Annotated in this window: 14 protein-coding genes; 7 read left to right on the top strand and 7 right to left on the bottom strand. The window is 36.6% G+C overall.

The window, feature by feature from the left end; genetic code table 11:
* Positions 1-71: 71 nt before the first annotated feature.
* Positions 72-1,736, bottom strand: coding sequence for an asparagine synthase B (gene asnB / locus WHC90_RS05840; protein WP_188597546.1), 1,665 nt, complete (start codon positions 1,734-1,736; stop codon positions 72-74).
* A 380-nt stretch (positions 1,737-2,116) separates the two neighbouring features.
* Between asnB and WHC90_RS05835 the strand changes: the two genes are divergently transcribed.
* Genes WHC90_RS05835 through trpA form a run of 7 tightly spaced genes read left to right on the top strand, consistent with a single transcriptional unit; the run spans position 2,117 to position 8,550 of the window.
* Positions 2,117-3,502 (top strand): anthranilate synthase component I family protein, encoded by a 1,386-nt coding sequence (locus WHC90_RS05835; protein ID WP_188597545.1) that lies wholly within the window; start codon positions 2,117-2,119, stop codon positions 3,500-3,502.
* A 13-nt stretch (positions 3,503-3,515) separates the two neighbouring features.
* On the top strand, positions 3,516-4,094 hold the full coding sequence (locus tag WHC90_RS05830; protein ID WP_188597544.1) for an anthranilate synthase component II: 579 nt from the start codon (positions 3,516-3,518) through the stop codon (positions 4,092-4,094).
* Positions 4,091-5,077, top strand: a complete 987-nt coding sequence (trpD, locus tag WHC90_RS05825) for an anthranilate phosphoribosyltransferase (protein ID WP_188597543.1) — start codon at positions 4,091-4,093, stop codon at positions 5,075-5,077. Before WHC90_RS05830 ends, trpD begins: the two co-directional genes overlap by 4 nt.
* A 7-nt stretch (positions 5,078-5,084) precedes the next feature.
* A complete protein-coding gene (gene trpC / locus WHC90_RS05820) occupies positions 5,085-5,870 on the top strand; it encodes an indole-3-glycerol phosphate synthase TrpC (RefSeq protein ID WP_188597542.1) in 786 nt (261 codons plus the stop codon).
* 58 nt (positions 5,871-5,928) lie between these two features.
* Positions 5,929-6,555, top strand: coding sequence for a phosphoribosylanthranilate isomerase (locus tag WHC90_RS05815; RefSeq protein WP_188597541.1), 627 nt, complete (start codon positions 5,929-5,931; stop codon positions 6,553-6,555).
* Positions 6,552-7,739, top strand: coding sequence for a tryptophan synthase subunit beta (gene trpB, locus WHC90_RS05810; protein ID WP_188597540.1), 1,188 nt, complete (start codon positions 6,552-6,554; stop codon positions 7,737-7,739). Before WHC90_RS05815 ends, trpB begins: the two co-directional genes overlap by 4 nt.
* Before the next feature lie 43 nt (positions 7,740-7,782).
* The gene (gene trpA, locus WHC90_RS05805) at positions 7,783-8,550 is read left to right on the top strand and encodes a tryptophan synthase subunit alpha (protein WP_188597539.1); all 768 of its coding nucleotides are present in this window, start codon (positions 7,783-7,785) and stop codon (positions 8,548-8,550) included.
* Here the strand turns inward: trpA and WHC90_RS05800 are convergent.
* The 6 genes from WHC90_RS05800 to WHC90_RS05775 form a co-directional block, all read right to left on the bottom strand.
* The gene (locus WHC90_RS05800; RefSeq protein ID WP_188597538.1) at positions 8,547-8,987 is read right to left on the bottom strand and encodes an FKBP-type peptidyl-prolyl cis-trans isomerase; all 441 of its coding nucleotides are present in this window, start codon (positions 8,985-8,987) and stop codon (positions 8,547-8,549) included. The genes trpA and WHC90_RS05800 overlap by 4 nt on opposite strands.
* A gap of 153 nt (positions 8,988-9,140) precedes the next feature.
* Positions 9,141-10,766: an amidohydrolase gene (locus tag WHC90_RS05795; RefSeq protein ID WP_188597537.1), complete on the bottom strand. Its 1,626-nt coding sequence runs from the start codon at positions 10,764-10,766 to the stop codon at positions 9,141-9,143.
* Complete coding sequence (locus WHC90_RS05790; RefSeq protein ID WP_188597536.1) at positions 10,763-11,125, bottom strand: DoxX family protein; 363 nt, start codon at positions 11,123-11,125, stop codon at positions 10,763-10,765. The genes WHC90_RS05795 and WHC90_RS05790 overlap by 4 nt, the downstream gene beginning before the upstream one ends.
* 4 nt (positions 11,126-11,129) lie before the next feature.
* The gene (locus tag WHC90_RS05785; protein ID WP_188597535.1) at positions 11,130-12,566 is read right to left on the bottom strand and encodes a M20/M25/M40 family metallo-hydrolase; all 1,437 of its coding nucleotides are present in this window, start codon (positions 12,564-12,566) and stop codon (positions 11,130-11,132) included.
* A 61-nt stretch (positions 12,567-12,627) separates the two neighbouring features.
* Positions 12,628-14,385, bottom strand: a complete 1,758-nt coding sequence (locus WHC90_RS05780; RefSeq protein WP_188597534.1) for a TonB-dependent receptor — start codon at positions 14,383-14,385, stop codon at positions 12,628-12,630.
* Positions 14,386-14,402: 17 nt separating this feature from the next.
* A complete protein-coding gene (locus WHC90_RS05775) occupies positions 14,403-17,432 on the bottom strand; it encodes a tetratricopeptide repeat protein (RefSeq protein WP_229664871.1) in 3,030 nt (1,009 codons plus the stop codon).
* Positions 17,433-17,503 lie beyond the last annotated feature (71 nt).

Genomic DNA, 17,503 nt, shown 5'->3' with positions numbered 1-17,503 from the left:
ATAATATCTCAACTTTTTTTAAAAAAAATTACACAACAAGAAAAACATTCAAATTTTGATATGGGTTTTATTTAATAAGCAGCATCGTGAACGGTTTTTATGGCACGACCTGAGGGCTCATTTTGGTTTTTAAAACTTTCATCCCAAGCCAAAGCAGTTCTAGTACTACAAGCTATACTTGGTTCTTGAGGTACAGATTTCGCTGCTGTATCACTCGGAAAATGCTCACTAAAAATACTTCGGTAGTAGTACTCTTCTTTGGTGCTTGGTGTTTGGTATGGAAACTTAAAACTGGCATTGGCAAGTTGCTCATCACTGATGAGTGTAGCGACCATCTCTTTTAAACTATCGATCCAGCTATAACCAACTCCGTCAGAAAATTGCTCTTTTTGTCTCCAAACCACACTAGAAGGTAGCAGGTCTTCAAAAGCTTTTCTCAGTACCCATTTTTCCATACGTTCTTTGCCAATCATTTTATCCTGAGGGTTAATTCGCATAGCAACATCCATAAACTCTTTGTCTAAAAATGGAACTCTTCCTTCTATACCCCAAGCAGCTAAACTTTTATTTGCTCTAAGACAATCGTACATGTGAAGCTTGTCTAATTTTTGAACGGTTTCTTTGTGAAACTCTTCGGCATTGGGCGCTTTGTGGAAATACAAATAGCCTCCAAAGAGTTCATCTGCTCCTTCTCCAGATAAAACCATTTTTACCCCCATAGATTTGATCACTCGAGCCATTAAATACATGGGTGTTGCAGCTCTGATGGTGGTAATGTCATAGGTTTCTAAATGATAGATTACATCTTTTATGGCATCCAGACCTTCTTGGATGGTAAACTTTATTTCATGATGTATTGTTTTAATATGGTCTGCAACTTTTTGAGCTGCAATTAAATCAGGTGATCCTTCTAAGCCTACAGCAAATGAGTGCAGTTGTGGCCACCATGCTTTTTGAGTGTCATCTGATTCAATTCTTTTTTCTGAAAATTGTTTTGCAAGGGCAGAGGTTATCGAAGAGTCAAGACCCCCAGAAAGCAATACACCATAAGGAACATCACTCATTAATTGTCTGTGAACAGCCGCTTCTAAAGCGGTTCTAATTTGGTCAATAGCGCTTTGGTTTTCTTTGACAGCTTCATAGTCCATCCAGTCTCTTTGATACCATTTTTTAATGATGCCATCAACACTTGATAAGTAGTGACCTGGAGGAAACAGTTCAATTTTTTTACAGACCCCTTCTAAGGCTTTTAGCTCAGAAGCAACATAAAAAGTACCGTTTTCATCCCAACCCATATAAAGTGGTATAATTCCCATATGATCTCTGGCAATAAAATAACTGTCATTTTCTACATCGTAGAGCGCAAAACCAAAAATACCGTTAAGCTCATCTAAGAAATCAGTGCCTTTCTCTTTGTAGAGTGCTAAAATAACTTCGCAGTCTGATTGAGTTTCAAAAGCGTAACGCTCTTTAAGCTGTTCTTTTAGTTGACGATGATTGTAGATTTCACCATTGGCAGCCAAGACCAGTTTTTTGTCTTTGCTCAAAATGGGTTGTTTTCCAGAGGCTGGATCTACGATTGCTAATCTTTCATGAGCTAAAATAGCTTTCTCATCACTGTAAATACCACTCCAATCCGGACCTCGATGTCTAATGGTTTTAGCCATTTCTAACAGCTGAGGTCTTAAAAGTGTTGATTCTTGTTTTAAATCAAAGGCGCATACGATTCCACACATTGTTTTATAAATTTTAATATTAATGTTGTAATTGATATGCAAATCAAGAGTAAATGATTGATTTTGACAATTAGTTATTGTGTATTGATTAATTATTTTAACTAAAAAATCAGTATTTGATTGTATTAGTAATTAAAAGCTCTTTATTTTACAGCTTTATTTACAAATAGTAAGTTTGTAAAAAAAAGAAAGACTAAAAATTTGCTTTTATAAAAATGTATCTTACATTTGTCCCTCAATGATGAAACAACAAAATATTTGGTGGTGGAACTCTCTTAAACAAAATAAGTGAGCAAGATCCCTATATCTATAATTTATATAAAAAAGGCTTATCTCACGATAAGCCTTTTTTGTGTTTAAAACTCAGTAAACTAGAACCAATGAAGCAGTTTAAAACGCTTAGTAAGCAACAAATATCTGATACATTAACGCCCGTGGGCTTGTATTTGCGTTTTCGAGATCGTTATGCAAATACACTACTCTTAGAGAGTTCTGATTATCATAGCAAAGAAGAGAGCTATTCTTTTATTTGTATAGAGCCCTTAACTGGAATGAAGGTAGAGAACAATACTTTTACCACATTTTATAAAGGTGTTGTAGAAAAAGAAACTCCTATAGACAATAACTTTTATGAACTTTTTGACGCCTTTAGTCAGACCATAGACTTACACTGTGAGCCTCACTTAAAATCGTTTAATGGTTTGTATGGCTACACCACTTATGATTCGGTGCAGTATTTTGAAAACATTGAGATACATGCCAAAGACGCGCCTTCAAAGATTCCGTTAATGCAGTATAGTTTTTATCGTTATATCATTGCTATAAATCATTTTAACGATGAAATGACCCTGATAGAAAACTTAGAAAAAGGAGAGGCATCACAAATGTCAGAGATTCAAGCCATCATAGATGCTCAGGTCTTTAATACCCAGAAATTTGAGATTGTTGGTTCTGAAACGTCCAATTGTACGGATGCTGATTTTAAAGAATACGTTCAAAAAGCCAAAGCGCATTGCAAACGAGGTGATGTATTTCAATTGGTATTGTCTCGTCAATTTCAACAAACCTTTAAGGGAGATGAGTTTAATGTGTATCGTGCATTGCGATCTATTAACCCTTCACCTTATCTGTTTTACTTTGATTATGGTTCTTTTAAATTGATGGGCTCATCGCCAGAGGCCCAAATAAAAATTAATGGAGGAAAGGCCATCATCAATCCAATTGCTGGAACTTTTAGAAGAACAGGTGATATGGCAAAAGACATTCAGTTGGGCAAGAGTTTGGCAGCTGATAAAAAAGAAACCGCAGAGCATGTTATGTTGGTAGATTTGGCCAGAAATGATTTAAGCAAACACGCAGATAATGTGACTGTAGAGGTGTTTAAAGAAGTGCAGTTTTTTAGTCATGTTATTCATTTGGTTTCTACTGTACAGGGTAGTATTAAGGGCAATCCAATAGAAATCGTTGGTGATACTTTTCCGGCAGGAACCTTAAGTGGAGCACCTAAATACAAAGCCATGGAACTCATAGATAAATACGAGAATCAATCACGTGGATTTTACGGAGGTGCTGTTGGGATTATCGGCTTGGATGGCTCGGTTAATTTGGCCATTGCCATACGCTCTTTTGTAAGTAAAAACAACGTGTTGTATTCTCAAGCTGGTGCAGGAATTGTCATTCATTCTGATGAAGAAAAAGAATTACAAGAAGTAAATAATAAATTAGCAGCATTGAAGAACGCTTTGTTGTTAGCAGAAAAAATTTAAAAAACGCAGAGAAATGAAAATACTAATTTTAGACAATTACGATTCGTTTACCTATAATTTGGTGCATATGGTAGAGACCATTACAGGAAACTATCCTTCTGTTTATAGAAATGATGAAATTTCAATAGAAGAGGTCGGTGACTTTGATTTGATTATGCTCTCTCCAGGTCCTGGTATTCCAGATGAAGCGGGTATTTTAAAAGAAGTTATAAAAACCTATGCCGGCAAAAAGCCAATATTTGGGGTATGTCTAGGGCTTCAGGCAATTACGGAGGTCTTTGGAGGACAGCTTTTTAATTTAAACGATGTATTTCATGGCGTTGCAACAGAGATGGAAGTTCTTGATCCATCTGCAGTGATTTTTAAAGGAATTCCAGCAAAGTTTGATGCCGCAAGGTACCACTCGTGGATCGCATCCAAAGAAAATTTTCCAGAAGAATTAACCATCACCGCTATTGATGAAGACGGAGAGATCCAAGCTATTCAACACAAAGAATATATGATTAGTGCGGTACAGTTTCATCCAGAGTCCATCCTAACAGAAGTTGGAGAGCAACTAGTTAAAAACTTTATAGAAGCCGCAAGATCATGAAAGCAATATTAAATGCATTGTATCAACATCAAAAACTAACCAGAGCCCAGGCTAAGGAGATTCTAATCAATATTGCAAACGAGCAGTACAATGATGCACACCTTGCCTCATTTATGACGGTTTTTATGATGCGTCCTATTACCGTTGATGAACTATCGGGTTTTAGAGATGCGCTTAATCAGCTAGCCATACATGTTGATCTATCAGATTTTGATACCTTAGATGTTGTGGGTACGGGAGGCGATGGAAAAGACACCTTTAACATCTCTACACTTACTTCTTTTATTTTGGCAGGAACTGGTCAAAAAGTAGCCAAACACGGAAACTATTCAGTGTCTTCACAATCTGGATCTTCTGATATGTTGGCGCATTTTGGTTATGAGTTTACAAACGATGAAAGCAGTTTAAAGAGACAGTTAGAGCGCGCAAATATTTGCTTTTTACACGCACCTAAGTTTCATCCAGCGATGAAAGCAGTTGGCCCAACCAGAAAAGCCTTGGCTTTAAAAACCTTTTTTAACATGCTAGGACCCTTGGTAAATCCTTGCAATCCAAGCTATAAATTTTTAGGAACTTACAATCTAGAAGTAGCCAGATTGTATCATTATATTTTACAAGAAGAGCCAGGGCGATACAGCATCGTTCACGCCTTGGATGGCTATGATGAAATTTCTTTAACAAGCAGCTTTAAATTGTTTAGTAAAAAAGGAGAACAAGCTATCGCTCCAGAAGATTTAGGTTTGCAAAGAGTTGCACAATCTGCTATTTTTGGAGGCAATTCTGTAGCAGAAGCTGCAAGTATATTTGAAACGATTCTAGAAGGTAAAGGAACGGATGCACAAAATTCTGTGGTGCTTACCAATGCTGCCTTTGCCTTGTTAACGGTAGATCCAAATTCAAGTTTTGAAGAAGGCTATCAAATAGCAAAAGAATCGCTGATGAACGGGAAAGCAAAAGAGAGTTTAATGAAATTAGTAAATTAATACGAGTATGACCATTTTAGATAAAATAATCGCATTTAAAAAGAAAGAAGTCGCTAAGATTAAAGCAGAAGTACCTGTTAAAAAACTGGTAGAGAGCCCTGTTTTTGGACGAAGTACTTTTTCTTTAAAAAAATCATTACTAGAGGTTGGGTCTACAGGGATCATTGCCGAGTTTAAAAGACAGTCTCCATCCAAAGGAATTATCAATGACACAGCAACCATAGAAGAAGTAACCAATGGATATATTGAAGCAAATGTGGCGGCACAATCTATTTTAACAGACACTTCTTTTTTTGGAGGAACCATGGCAGATTTAATGGAAGCCAGAGTCATAAATCAATACAAGCCAATTTTGCGAAAAGATTTTATTGTGGATGGTTTTCAAATTGTGGAATCAAAAGCAATCGGTGCTGATGTTATCTTGTTAATAGCAGCCTGTCTAAGCAAAGAGCAACTAAAGAACTATGGAAAACTAGCTACAGATTTAGGGCTAGAGGTTCTGTATGAGGTTCACAATGAGGAGGACCTTGATAAAATAGAGTTGGACAATAAAATTATTGGAATCAACAATCGAAATTTAAAAACCTTCGAAGTCGATCTAGAAAATTCTATTAAACTAGCTAGTCAAATTCCTGATAGTTGTCTTAAGGTATCGGAAAGCGGAATTTCTGATCCAAGAATTATTTCGGGGCTTAAAGAATACGGTTTTCAAGGATTTTTAATTGGTGAGAATTTTATGAAGACACAAAACCCTGGTGAGGCTTGTAAAGAATTTATCAGTCAGATTCGATAAAAAGATAGTAGCAATACAAACAACTAAATACCGCTGTATCTGCGGAAGTATAGAAACTATGAAACTCAAAGTTTGCGGAATGAAATATCTAGAGAATATCCAAGAGGTTGCTAGCCTGCAACCTGATTATTTGGGTTTTATTTTCTATGAAAAAAGCAAAAGATATTTTGATGCTGCAATTCCAAAATTGCCTAAATCCATCCGCAAGGTAGGTGTATTTGTCAATGCGCAAATAGATGAGCTGCTCCATAAAATACAGCACTATAATTTGCAGGCAATCCAACTACACGGAGATGAGTCTGTTGCTTATTTACAAGAGTTAAAGCAGCAGTTAGCAGCTAAAAAGTTATCCCTAGAAATTATCAAAGTCTTTAGCGTATTAGAAACTTTTGATTTTGACCAACTAACGGCCTATGAGCCTTTGGTTGATTATTTTTTATTTGATACCAAAGGAAATGAACGCGGCGGAAACGGAGTTCAGTTTGATTGGTCTGTTCTAAACCAATACAACTCCTTAAAACCCTTTTTTTTAAGTGGAGGAATTGGACCGGCAGATACCATGGCCATTAAAAATATTATAAAAACGCAATTGCCTATCTATGCGGTTGATGTCAATAGCAAGTTTGAGTTAGCAGCGGGATTAAAAAACACAAAGCAGTTAAAAGCATTTAAAGAACAATTATGAAATCAAAATTTCAACCCAACGAGCACGGGTATTACGGACAATTTGGAGGAGCCTTTATCCCCGAGTTGCTGTACCCAAACGTTAAAGAATTGGAAGATAATTACCTAGATATCATCAACTCAGAAGAGTTTCAGTCAGCCTATAAATCCTTGCTTAAGGATTATGTAGGAAGACCGAGCCCTTTGTATTTAGCTCCGCGTTTGTCTGAAAAATACAAGGCCCATATCTATTTAAAAAGAGAAGATTTAAACCATACTGGTGCGCATAAAGTAAACAATACCATTGGTCAGATTCTGATTGCTAAAAAATTAGGAAAAACTAAAATTATTGCAGAAACAGGAGCGGGTCAACACGGTGTTGCAACGGCAACTGTTTGTGCTTTGATGAATTTAGACTGTACAATTTTTATGGGTGAGATAGACATCAAGCGTCAAGCGCCAAATGTAGCTCGTATGAAAATGCTCGGTGCAAAAGTGGTGGCAGCAACCAGTGGAAGTAAAACCCTAAAAGATGCAACCAATGAAGCAATTCGCTATTGGATTCAGCATCCAGAAACTTATTATTTAATTGGTTCTGTGGTTGGGCCTCATCCTTATCCAGATATGGTTGCTCGTTTGCAGGCGGTCATCTCAGAAGAAATGAAACTGCAATTAAAAGAGCAAACAGGATCAGAAAATCCAGATACCATTATTGCCTGTGTAGGTGGAGGGAGCAATGCTGCAGGTGCTTTTTATCATTATTTAGATGATGAAGCCGTAGAATTAATTGCCGTTGAAGCTGCGGGATTAGGTGTCAATTCTGGTCAGAGTGCTGCTACTTCACAGTTGGGAGAAGTGGGAGTTATTCATGGTTCTAAGACCATTTTAATGCAAAATGAATACGGACAAATTGTAGAGCCTTATTCTATTTCTGCAGGATTGGATTACCCAGGAGTTGGTCCTTTACATGCGTATTTGCACGAAACTAAAAGAGCTCAGTTTCTCAATGCTACCGATGAGGAAGCAATGCTTGCTGCGCTTGAGTTGACCAAACTAGAAGGGATTATTCCAGCACTAGAATCGGCTCATGCCTTAGCTGTTTTGCCCAAGTTAAACTTGCGTCCAGATCAGGTGGTCGTGGTTAATTTATCAGGAAGGGGAGACAAAGATTTAGAAGCCTATATTAATTACTTAGATAAAGATTAGTTTTTCAAGATTAAATCCATCTATAAAGTTTAGACAACAACACATGAATTCAATACAGCAGATATTTCAAAATAAGAAGTCCAAAGTACTATCGATATTTTTTACCGCAGGTTTTCCAAAATTAGAGGATACCAAGACCATTATTAAAGAATTGCATCAGGCAAAAGTTGATTTTGTTGAAGTGGGATTGCCTTATTCGGATCCACTTGCAGACGGTCCAACCATTCAGCACAGCAGTCAGATAGCCTTGCAAAATGGAATGAATTTAGATTTGGTATTTGAGCAGCTAAAAGAAATCAAAGACAGCCATAATATGCCCTTGGTATTAATGGGCTACCTCAATCAATTATTAACCTATGGTGAGGATAAATTTTGCCAAGCTTGTGTAGATTGTGGCATTGATACGGTTATCCTTCCAGATTTGCCGATGATTGAATATGAAAATCACTATCAAAAATTGTTTGAAAGCTATGGTATTAGCAATGTCTTTTTAATAACACCACATACCTCTGAAGAGCGTATTCGAAAGATTGACAGCTATACAACTGCATTTATTTATGTGGTGGCATCTGCTGCTATTACCGGAGCAAAAGGAGAAATTTCTACAGCTCAGATTGCTTATTTTGAACGTATCAAAGCCATGAAACTACAGAGCAATCTGGTTGTGGGCTTTGGGATCTCTGACCAGTCTACTTTTCAGACTGTTTGCAGCTACGCACAGGGAGCAATTATCGGATCTGCTTTTATTAAACAGTTAGAAAAAAACGGAGTTCAAGGAGTTCAGCCCTTTGTAAAAAGTATACTTGCTTAATATACCTTTAGCAAGTGTATGCTAAAAATCAAGGGAGAGCCACCAGGGATGCTATTTGTTGATGCATTTCCGTAGCCCAATTTAGAAGGGATTAATAAATAGCCTTCTGTGTCTTCGTTAAAATAGGTCAAGCCTTCTCTCCATCCTGCGATGACATTTTGCAGGTTAAAGGTGGCGTTTTTACCTTCGTCAAACAAGCGGTCATTTGTAAAATACCCTTTATAATTTACTGTTACAGTGCTGTTGCTTTTGGGTTTAACACCTGTTCCTTCTTTGGTAATTACATAGTACAAACCAGAGGCTGTTTTTTGCGCATTTAAATTGTGACTCTCAATATAAGCCAATAGTTCTTGGTCGTTTTCATTGTCAAAATCGCCTAAATCACTACTGCAAGACAGGCATAAAAAAACTACTAAAAGTAAATAAAAAGCTTTCATTTAAATAAAATTATAAGTGTTGCTGCGAAGATAAGAAATGACCGTTTAATTATAACCATGCCAAATCAAATACCAAGAAAAAAGCGAACAAATTTGTTCGCTTTTTCTTTTTAATAAAGTTACTCCAATATAGCTATTGGATACTGATGCTTATCAGTTTTCATAAACCTTTTGGCCATTTACATACGTGGCAAGCACTTTTGTGTCTGGAATCTTAGCGCTTTCTACCGTCATTAAATCTCTGTCTAAAATTACAAAATCTGCAAATTTACCCACTTCAATACTTCCTTTTTCATCCTCTTCAAAATTAGAATAGGCTGCCCAAATAGTCATTCCTCTAAGCGTTTCTTCTCTGGTCAGTGCATTTTCCATTTGGAAACCGTTTGCAGGATAATTGTTTAAATCTTTTCTTGCTACGGCTGCATAGAAGGTATAAAAAGGATTTACATTTTCTACTGGGAAATCAGTACCTAATGCAACTTTTCCATAGGTGTTTAGCAATTTTTTAAAAGCATAGGCCCCTTTCATTCTTTCTGCACCAATTCTATCACCAGCCCAGTACATATCACTAGTGGCATGGGTAGGTTGGATAGATGGGATTATATTGTCAAAATAATTAAAGTCATTTTCCGAAATGATTTGCGCGTGCTCAATTCTCCAACGACGATTTTTTGCATCAGTCAACACATCTTTATAGGTCTTTAAGATCCAGTAATTGGTAGAATCACCAATGGCATGTGTGTTCATTTGGTAGTCAGATTTGGCAATCTGCTTGGCAATCTGTGTATAGCGCTCAGGTGCAAAAATTAAGGCACCATAATGATTGTCTCTATCCGAATAAGGTTTCTTCATGGCAGCTCCACGAGAACCTAAAGCGCCGTCACCATATACTTTAAAAGAGCGTACGTTTAGTCTGTCTGTTTTAATAATGCCTTTGTTGGTGTAATAATCAAGGTTGTCTTGAGTGGCAGATACCATTGCGTAAATTCTCATTTCTAGATCTCCTGCTTGTTGTAAGCTGTCTATCAATTCAATTTCTAGCTTGTCCAAACCAGCGTCATCTACCGTGGTTAAACCATAGCTAAATGAAATTTTCTGAGCTGCTAGCAAACCTTCTATAGCCTCATCCTTGTTTGGCCCAGGAATCTTAATAAAATCCATAGCAGCATCAATAAGTACACCCGTTAAACGACCATTTTTTACAATAAACTCACCACCGGTTACTTTAATGTTTGTGTCTTTAGATGATAGTCCAGAAGCTTTTAATGCTGCTTCATTTACCAAAAGGGCATGACCATCTACACGGCCAACCGCAACTGGCGTATTTGGAAATAATTTGTCTAGTTTTTCTTTGGTTGGAAACTCTTTTACAGGCCAATCGTTTTGATCCCAGCCACGACCTGTGATAAATGAACTGTTTTTCTCTTTTTGAAATTGAACCAAGCGTTCTAAGACTTCATCATAGCTTTGAGTACCTGATAAATCTACCTTTTGCTGTTGTAATCCTAAGCGGTAAAAGTGACAGTGTGCATCAATTAAACCTGGGTATAGTGGCTTATTCTCTGCATCAATACTATTGGTGCTAGTATAGCTATCTCTAATTTCTTTATCTGTTCCGATAGCTACAAACTTGCCGTCTTTTATGGCAATACTCTGAGCGGTTTCAAAAGTTTCGTTTACCGTATAAATGGTTGCATTGTAAACAATTAAATCGACCTGGGTATTTTTGTGGCAAGAAAACAAACTTACGCACATTAAAACTACTACTAATTTTTTCATGATTCTATATAAATTAAATAAGCGAAATATAGTAAGACAAACTGTAAGGGTATTCTAAAATAGGCCATTTTTTTGCTGCCAATTGCCGGTCTTGCTTTGGTTGCATCCCAAATATGTATGGGTAAAAAGAACAGCATCAATCCAAAAACACCCAAGGCACTTTCTTTTTGAGTTTGATGTATAAACAAACCAAGGCCAAGAGCAAACTCTATGATTCCAATGATATAATTGACCGTTTTCTTTGGGAAAATAGCAGGAATAAAGTGCTTAAAAATTTGCGGCTTTATCAGGTGCATAATTCCAGCAAACATTAAAAGTGCTCCAAAAAGATAGGCAATAATCTGTACCGTTAAAGACATCTAATTAAGGTTTGATTGGGCTGTTGCTATATAAATATTTATCCATTAGATAAATTAAGCTTGCCATAGATGCACTACCTAATTCTAGCTCTCTTTTGTTTACCTTGTCAAAGGTATCAGTAGCGGCATGGTGATAATCAAAATAACGTTGACTATCTGGTCTGTATCCAACCAAGGTAACAGCTTCTGATTTTAACGGAGAAATATCTGCTCCACTACCACCTTTGGTAATATCGTGCAAGCCATAAGGCGCTAGTAGTTTTTTCCAGCTTTTTAAAAGCTCAGTATTTTCTGGATTGGCATCAATAGTAAACCCTCTTGGTGTATGTCCACCTGCATCAGATTCTATGGCTCCAATATGGATCTCTTTTGATGTTTTAACAGCTTTTGCATAGGCATCAGCACCACCACCCCCTTGTTCTTCATCCATAAAGAAAACCACACGGATGGTGTTTTTTGGTTTAATATTGTTTGTTTTAAACAGGTGCAATACCTCTAAAGATTGAACAATTCCGGTTCCGTCATCATGGGCACCGTCTCCAAGATCCCAAGAATCTAAATGACCACCTACGACCAATACTTTTTCTGGGTTTTCTGTACCTGTAATCTGTCCTATAACATTAAACGATTTTGTCTTTGGTAAGTTTTTACAGCTTTGTTTAAAGTATACTTTAATTTTTGTCTGTTCTTTTAAATGAATGCTTAACCGCTCTGCTGCAATCGTACTGATAGCTGCAGTAGGGATGTACTGACTTTCTGGGATATCGCCATAGCGCATAGTTCCAGTATGTGGATAGTCATCAATTTTACTGGTCATAGATCTAACCAGCACAGCCTTGGCACCATATTTACCGGCTGTAGCAGCACCGTTTACGCGCTGATCAACACAACCTCCATAAGCACTAAACGTATTGATAAGTGTATCGTCAAATGGGCGGTTAAAAAATACGATTTTTCCACGTAGTTTTTCACCTAATTTTTCTGCTTCTTCTATGCTTTTTACTTCGATTACTTCAGCGGTAATTCCTTCTTTTGGTGTGGCAATAGAACCCCCAAGAGCAGTAAGAGCAATGTCTATTTTTTTTCCATCAACAATATAATTGGCAACTTCTTTTTCTCCTCGAATCCAATGTGGAACCATGGCAGGTTGCAGCCATACAGAATCCAATCCCGCATCTTTCATTACCTGTTCTCCCCAAAGTACAGCCTTGGCAGCCTCTGGTGATCCAGACATTCTCCCACCAATATCAGTAGTTAGCTCTCTAAGCCATTCGTATGATTTTCCTTGGGTAAGGGCAGTGTTAAAAATTGATTTGATGTTTGCAGCATCAACCTTTTCATTTTCAGATAGGGCAGAGTTTGCTTTCGGAGTTTCTTTGTTTTCCTTGCATGCAGCCAGAAGAACAATAAAACTTAAAAGTAGTAGCTTAGGTGTTTTCATTAGAGTTGGTTAGTTTTATAAAGTTATAAAGCTACTAAAATTCAATTAGATAAGCTGCTCTTTAGAAATCGAATTTATAACTCACACCTCCTAAGACCTGAAAACCTTGAACATTAAAATTAGCTTGTCTTGCATAATCGCTGTTTAAAAGGTTGTTGATTTTTACAAAAGCCGTAAATTTTTTATTGATGTAATAACCTCCATTTAGATTAACATCGATATATGATTTTAGCGTTTGAGCCCCAGTTCTTGCAGAAGGATATGTTGCAGCATAGGTAACATCATATTGTTTTCTTGCATAGTAAATATTGGTGCCGGCATACCATTTATCGCTAGTATAATTTCCAAAGATTTCACCTGTTAATTTTGGCAAATTCCAAGCGGTACTTTCTGTACTTAAATCAAAAGAATTTAAGGTTCCTTGTACACCAAGCTGAAGGTCTTTGCTTAGGTTAAAAGAAACTTGACCAAATAAGCTAAAAGTTTTAACATCGTCATAAATTACAGAAAAAGAATTTCCGTATTCATATCCTTTTAAAGCTGCTGCGGCAGTTCCGTTAGATTTGCTATTGTTTCTAATAAACAAAGCCTTGTCTTCTTCGTTGTGGTAACTGGCTTTAATATGATATCCAACTACTGGGGTAATCTTTCCATTAAACCCACCAAAAACACTATACTTTTCGTTGGTTTGAGTAATCATTTGGGTTGGAGAAATAAAACGATTTTCTTCTGCAAAACCTTTATATGAATTGGTTTTTAAATCACCACCTGCACCCACGTACATAGAAATATAATCTTCCATCAAAGGATAGCTTATCTGAACATCAGGATAGATAAAAAACTGATTGCTTTTGTTTTCTAAATCAGATGCTAAGTAGGCTTTGGCCCCAAGTTTTACTTCTAGATCATTGTAGTTTAAATAGTATTTTGGAGCAAGACCCATGGTAAAAAATCCGTGCTCTCTTTTTGCTACTGATCCGTAGGTTTGATCCGTAGAACCGGTTAGGTAATCAAGAGTTACATCTAAGGTTAGATCTGTTAAGTTTTCATTGATTTTATTCAGCGAAAATTGCCATTGAGGAGCTGCTGATAATCGAAGTTCCTTGCTGTTGTAGTCATCGGTAAAATACGATAATAACAGGTCTGTGTTTTTAAGGTTCGAATCTTGAAAATCAAAATTGGCACTTAGATCAAAATTAGTATACACCTGAGCTTCATCAATCGCGTTGATGGTTGCAGCGTTAAAAGGGATGCTTGCAGGAAGTCCATACCAATTGTACTGATCTCTTTTAAAATCAGCACCTAACTCTAGGTTCATTTTGGTATAAGCCTGCTTGTAATAGGTTCCTAAATGCAGGTTAGAATAATTATTGTCTAAGACAATATTGTCTATGTTTCCTTCTGATGAATTAAAATTTGTGTACAAACCAAACTCGTTATCTGGGCGCGTACTGTGTTGTAAAAAGGCCTCTAAAAAAACGGTGGTATTGTTTCCAAAACCAGCAGCAAGATAATTTTTATACGCCAGCTCTCTTACACTCATTTCCAAGGCTTTTACAGCACCGGTTTTAGGTGAAAAGGTCGATGCAACTGGTGCAGAATAGATTTCGTATCTAACTGTTTTCTTTTGCGTTTTAGCGCTGAGCTTTATATTAGGGTTGTTCTTAATTTTAAAGGCATCCGAAATGCTTGGGCTGTATGAGCTTATTACATTGACAACTTCTGTTTTAATGGTGTCCTTTGCTACTGTTTTAGTCTGCTGCGAAAATGCAAGAGTACTCATCAATAGAAATGCGGTTATGCTTAGTGATTTTTGCATAGTAAAATCTTCTTAAATTAATTTTTTGGATTAACAGAATCATTGGTTTTAGCCTCTAAAGCCTTGATTCTATCTAGTTCTTTTTGAGCTTCTACAATTACATCATCATACTGTGAAAAGTTTTTGATAATGTTCTCTAAAATATAGGTCGCCTGGTAGGCGTCTTTTAAGGCATAGTAATTTTTAGCCATGATCACATAACTTTTTACACCCCAATATTTATAAGAAGAGTAGTCGGCAATCAATTGCTGAACTATGCTGTTAGAACCTGCGTAATCTTTCTTGGTGTTTTTAAAATAAGCACTGTAATAAAGCGCCTCAGCTTTTAACTCTCCATTGGCTTTAGCCTCTACTTCTTTGTAGTAGTTTTCTGCAGTTGTTAGGTCATCAGTTTTAAAAGCCACACGAGCGATGATGATTTTTGCATCAAACTCTACATTGCTAGCTAGCTTGTCATTCTGAAGCACCTTTTCTGCATAGTCAGTTGCCTTTTTAAATTGATCATCTTGATAATAGCCTTTCATCAAATTACTTTGAGCAAACAAAATATTTTGAGCATAATTGGCTTCCTGTTCTAAACGAGAAAGCAATGGCATGGCTGCTGACCAATTTTCATTTTCTAAATAAATTTGAGCTAATTTGTTAAGAGCTTCTTCACTAAACTCACTCTGGTTTTTAGAAATAACATATTGGTAATGTGTACTTGCTTTTTCTGGATTGTCTGTGTTTAGCAATGATTGAGCAAGGTAAAAATGCGCTTGTAAGGCATGCAAGCCTTCAGGGAAACTCGAGATGTATTTTTCAAAACCTTCAATGGCTTTTGCATTGTCATTGGCAACAAATTTGTTTTCTGCAGCTTCATAGGTGGTATTGTCTAAGTCTGCATTGGTTACGTTAACAAAACTGATGTTTTTAACCCAAGCAGCATAGGCATCAACCTGTCCTAAGTCTACATAGACATTTCTTGCATTGCTAACCGCTTGTTTGGCTTCACTGGTTGCAGGATAGATCTTTACAATACTCTTGTATTTTTCTAGGGCAGCATCTGGTTGGTTGTCATTGTAAAACAACAATCCTTGACGTAAAAGTGCACTGGCAATATAAGAGCTTTTTGGATGCTCTTTGATTAGACGATTATAAGTCTGATGTGCTTTTTGATTGTTCTTTAAAAGGGCGTACGTACTTGCAGTTTGGAACAATGCATCATCCTGTAAATTAGAACTTGAATACTGAGAAGCAACGGCTAATAAATTGGTGATTTTAGTATTATTTTGACCGATAAATCCAAAACTCATTCCTTTTTGATACTGTGCGTAATCTGCTCCAACACCTTTCTTCTGAATGACAGTTTGATACGCATTGATCGCATTTTGGTAGTTTTTTGTAACGAAATAACAATCTCCTAAGCGAATATTGGCATCGTCATACAAGGCATTGCTTTTGTTTGTGGTCTTTAAAAACTCTTGGAAAAACGAGATGGCTTTTGCATAGTTTTTTAATTTAAAATAACCATAGGCGATACTGTAATTAACCTTGGCAAACTCATCTAGTGTTTTTGCATTTCTATCAGATTTAAAACTGATATAACCTTCTAGGGCATCTTTATAATTCCCTAATTGATAATCTGTTTCTGCCTTCCAGTACTTTGCAGCTGCTTTAATGGCAAGATCAGTAGAGCTGGTTGCCGTACTAAAGTAACTATAGGCTTGTTTTAGTTTGTTTTCATTAAAAAGCTGTACACCTCTATAAAACGAAACATCCTTGCTAAGCACAATGTTTTCCATGGTTCTCTTCTTTGCCATATAGTCCAAGGCTCCTTGATAGTCTTGTTGGTAGATATAAGAGGTAACAACTAAGGTGTTAATTTCTTTGTAGTATGGAGATTGCGGATAGGCCGCTAAAAAATCTTGTAAAACCAAGGCAACACTCTTGTAGGGGTTTCCTTGTTCATAACTCAGTTTTGCATAGTTTAAAAAAGCATCCTCCTTAATTTTAGCATCAAAGCTCATTTCGCTTGCATTTTTAAATGCATTTAAAGCCTCAGATTTCTGATTTAAGTAGAGGTAACATTCCCCAAGATGGTAGTATGCATTTTGCGAAACTGCATCGGTACTACTAATAATTTTAGTAAAGTTTTTTACCGCATTCTGATAGTCTTTTTGCTGATAATAGGCATAACCTAATTGGTAAAAATCAGTATTGTTCCATTTTCCAGACTTTCCTTTGTAGGCAGTTAGGTAAGGAATGGCATCCTTGTATCTTTTTAGGTTAAAATAACTCTCACCAACAATTTTAGAAACCTCAGAAACATCTTTTTCAGTGGCTTTATTTAATAGCGCTTTTCCTAATGAAACACTTTTTTCAAACTGTGCATTTTTAAAGCTAATGTCTAAAAGGTAATAAGAAGCTTCGCCTTCATACGATTGCTCTTTAGAGGCTTCAGACAAATAAACTTCGGCAGTGGTATAGTCTTTTTGCTTGTAGGCAATAAATCCAAAATAATAGCTAGCTTCTTTTCCATAGCTAGGGTGGCTAAGTAGGGTAGAGAATCCATTTTTAGAATCTTCTAGTTCATCTGTCATCATCAAAGCATAAGAACGGTTAAAAGTTAACTCGTCTTGTTTTTCTTTGGATAGCTTACTCGCTTTAATTTTTTGATACCAATCTAGAGCCTCTTTTAACTCATTTTCATTAAAATGACTGTTCCCTAAGTCTAATAAAGCCAAATCTTTTTTAGCACTTTGTGGGTAGTTTTGTACAAAATTCAGCACTTGTTTTTCTGCATCTTCCTGATTGAGTTCAAGTGCGCAAATGGCAGCAAAATAGGCCGAGTTTTCTTTAATTTCTTGGGGCGCATTGTCTTGCTTGCTTAAGCTTTTAAAGCGATTCTGAGCAGCGGCATAGGCTTTTTCTGTATAGAGTTTGTTTGCCTTGATAAAAGCGCTTTCTGGGCCGACATTGTATTCTGATTGTTGTGCTCCAGCTAAGAAAGTAGAAAGAAAGAAAGCTAGTACCAGTATCTGTTTTCTAAAAATGTGAGTCATCATCTTTATTGTTTTTCTATTTTGAAAATATGCAGGTTCATTTCTGTTTGTTGTCTGTTACCATAACAACGATT

The organism is Polaribacter pacificus, from assembly GCF_038024035.1.
Taxonomy (GTDB): Bacteria; Bacteroidota; Bacteroidia; order Flavobacteriales; family Flavobacteriaceae; genus Polaribacter; species Polaribacter pacificus.
This window is presented reverse-complemented; position numbering and strand designations above follow the sequence as displayed.

Bases quoted from the DNA above. Each gene is read 5' to 3' on its own strand.
- asnB (WP_188597546.1), bottom strand. From the start codon at position 1,736: ATGTGTGGAATCGTATGCGCCTTTGATTTAAAACAAGAATCAACACTT.
- WHC90_RS05835 (WP_188597545.1), top strand. From the start codon at position 2,117: ATGAAGCAGTTTAAAACGCTTAGTAAGCAACAAATATCTGATACATTA.
- WHC90_RS05830 (WP_188597544.1), top strand. From the start codon at position 3,516: ATGAAAATACTAATTTTAGACAATTACGATTCGTTTACCTATAATTTG.
- trpD (WP_188597543.1), top strand. From the start codon at position 4,091: ATGAAAGCAATATTAAATGCATTGTATCAACATCAAAAACTAACCAGA.
- trpC (WP_188597542.1), top strand. From the start codon at position 5,085: ATGACCATTTTAGATAAAATAATCGCATTTAAAAAGAAAGAAGTCGCT.
- WHC90_RS05815 (WP_188597541.1), top strand. From the start codon at position 5,929: ATGAAACTCAAAGTTTGCGGAATGAAATATCTAGAGAATATCCAAGAG.
- trpB (WP_188597540.1), top strand. From the start codon at position 6,552: ATGAAATCAAAATTTCAACCCAACGAGCACGGGTATTACGGACAATTT.
- trpA (WP_188597539.1), top strand. From the start codon at position 7,783: ATGAATTCAATACAGCAGATATTTCAAAATAAGAAGTCCAAAGTACTA.
- WHC90_RS05800 (WP_188597538.1), bottom strand. From the start codon at position 8,987: ATGAAAGCTTTTTATTTACTTTTAGTAGTTTTTTTATGCCTGTCTTGC.
- WHC90_RS05795 (WP_188597537.1), bottom strand. From the start codon at position 10,766: ATGAAAAAATTAGTAGTAGTTTTAATGTGCGTAAGTTTGTTTTCTTGC.
- WHC90_RS05790 (WP_188597536.1), bottom strand. From the start codon at position 11,125: ATGTCTTTAACGGTACAGATTATTGCCTATCTTTTTGGAGCACTTTTA.
- WHC90_RS05785 (WP_188597535.1), bottom strand. From the start codon at position 12,566: ATGAAAACACCTAAGCTACTACTTTTAAGTTTTATTGTTCTTCTGGCT.
- WHC90_RS05780 (WP_188597534.1), bottom strand. From the start codon at position 14,385: ATGCAAAAATCACTAAGCATAACCGCATTTCTATTGATGAGTACTCTT.
- WHC90_RS05775 (WP_229664871.1), bottom strand. From the start codon at position 17,432: ATGATGACTCACATTTTTAGAAAACAGATACTGGTACTAGCTTTCTTT.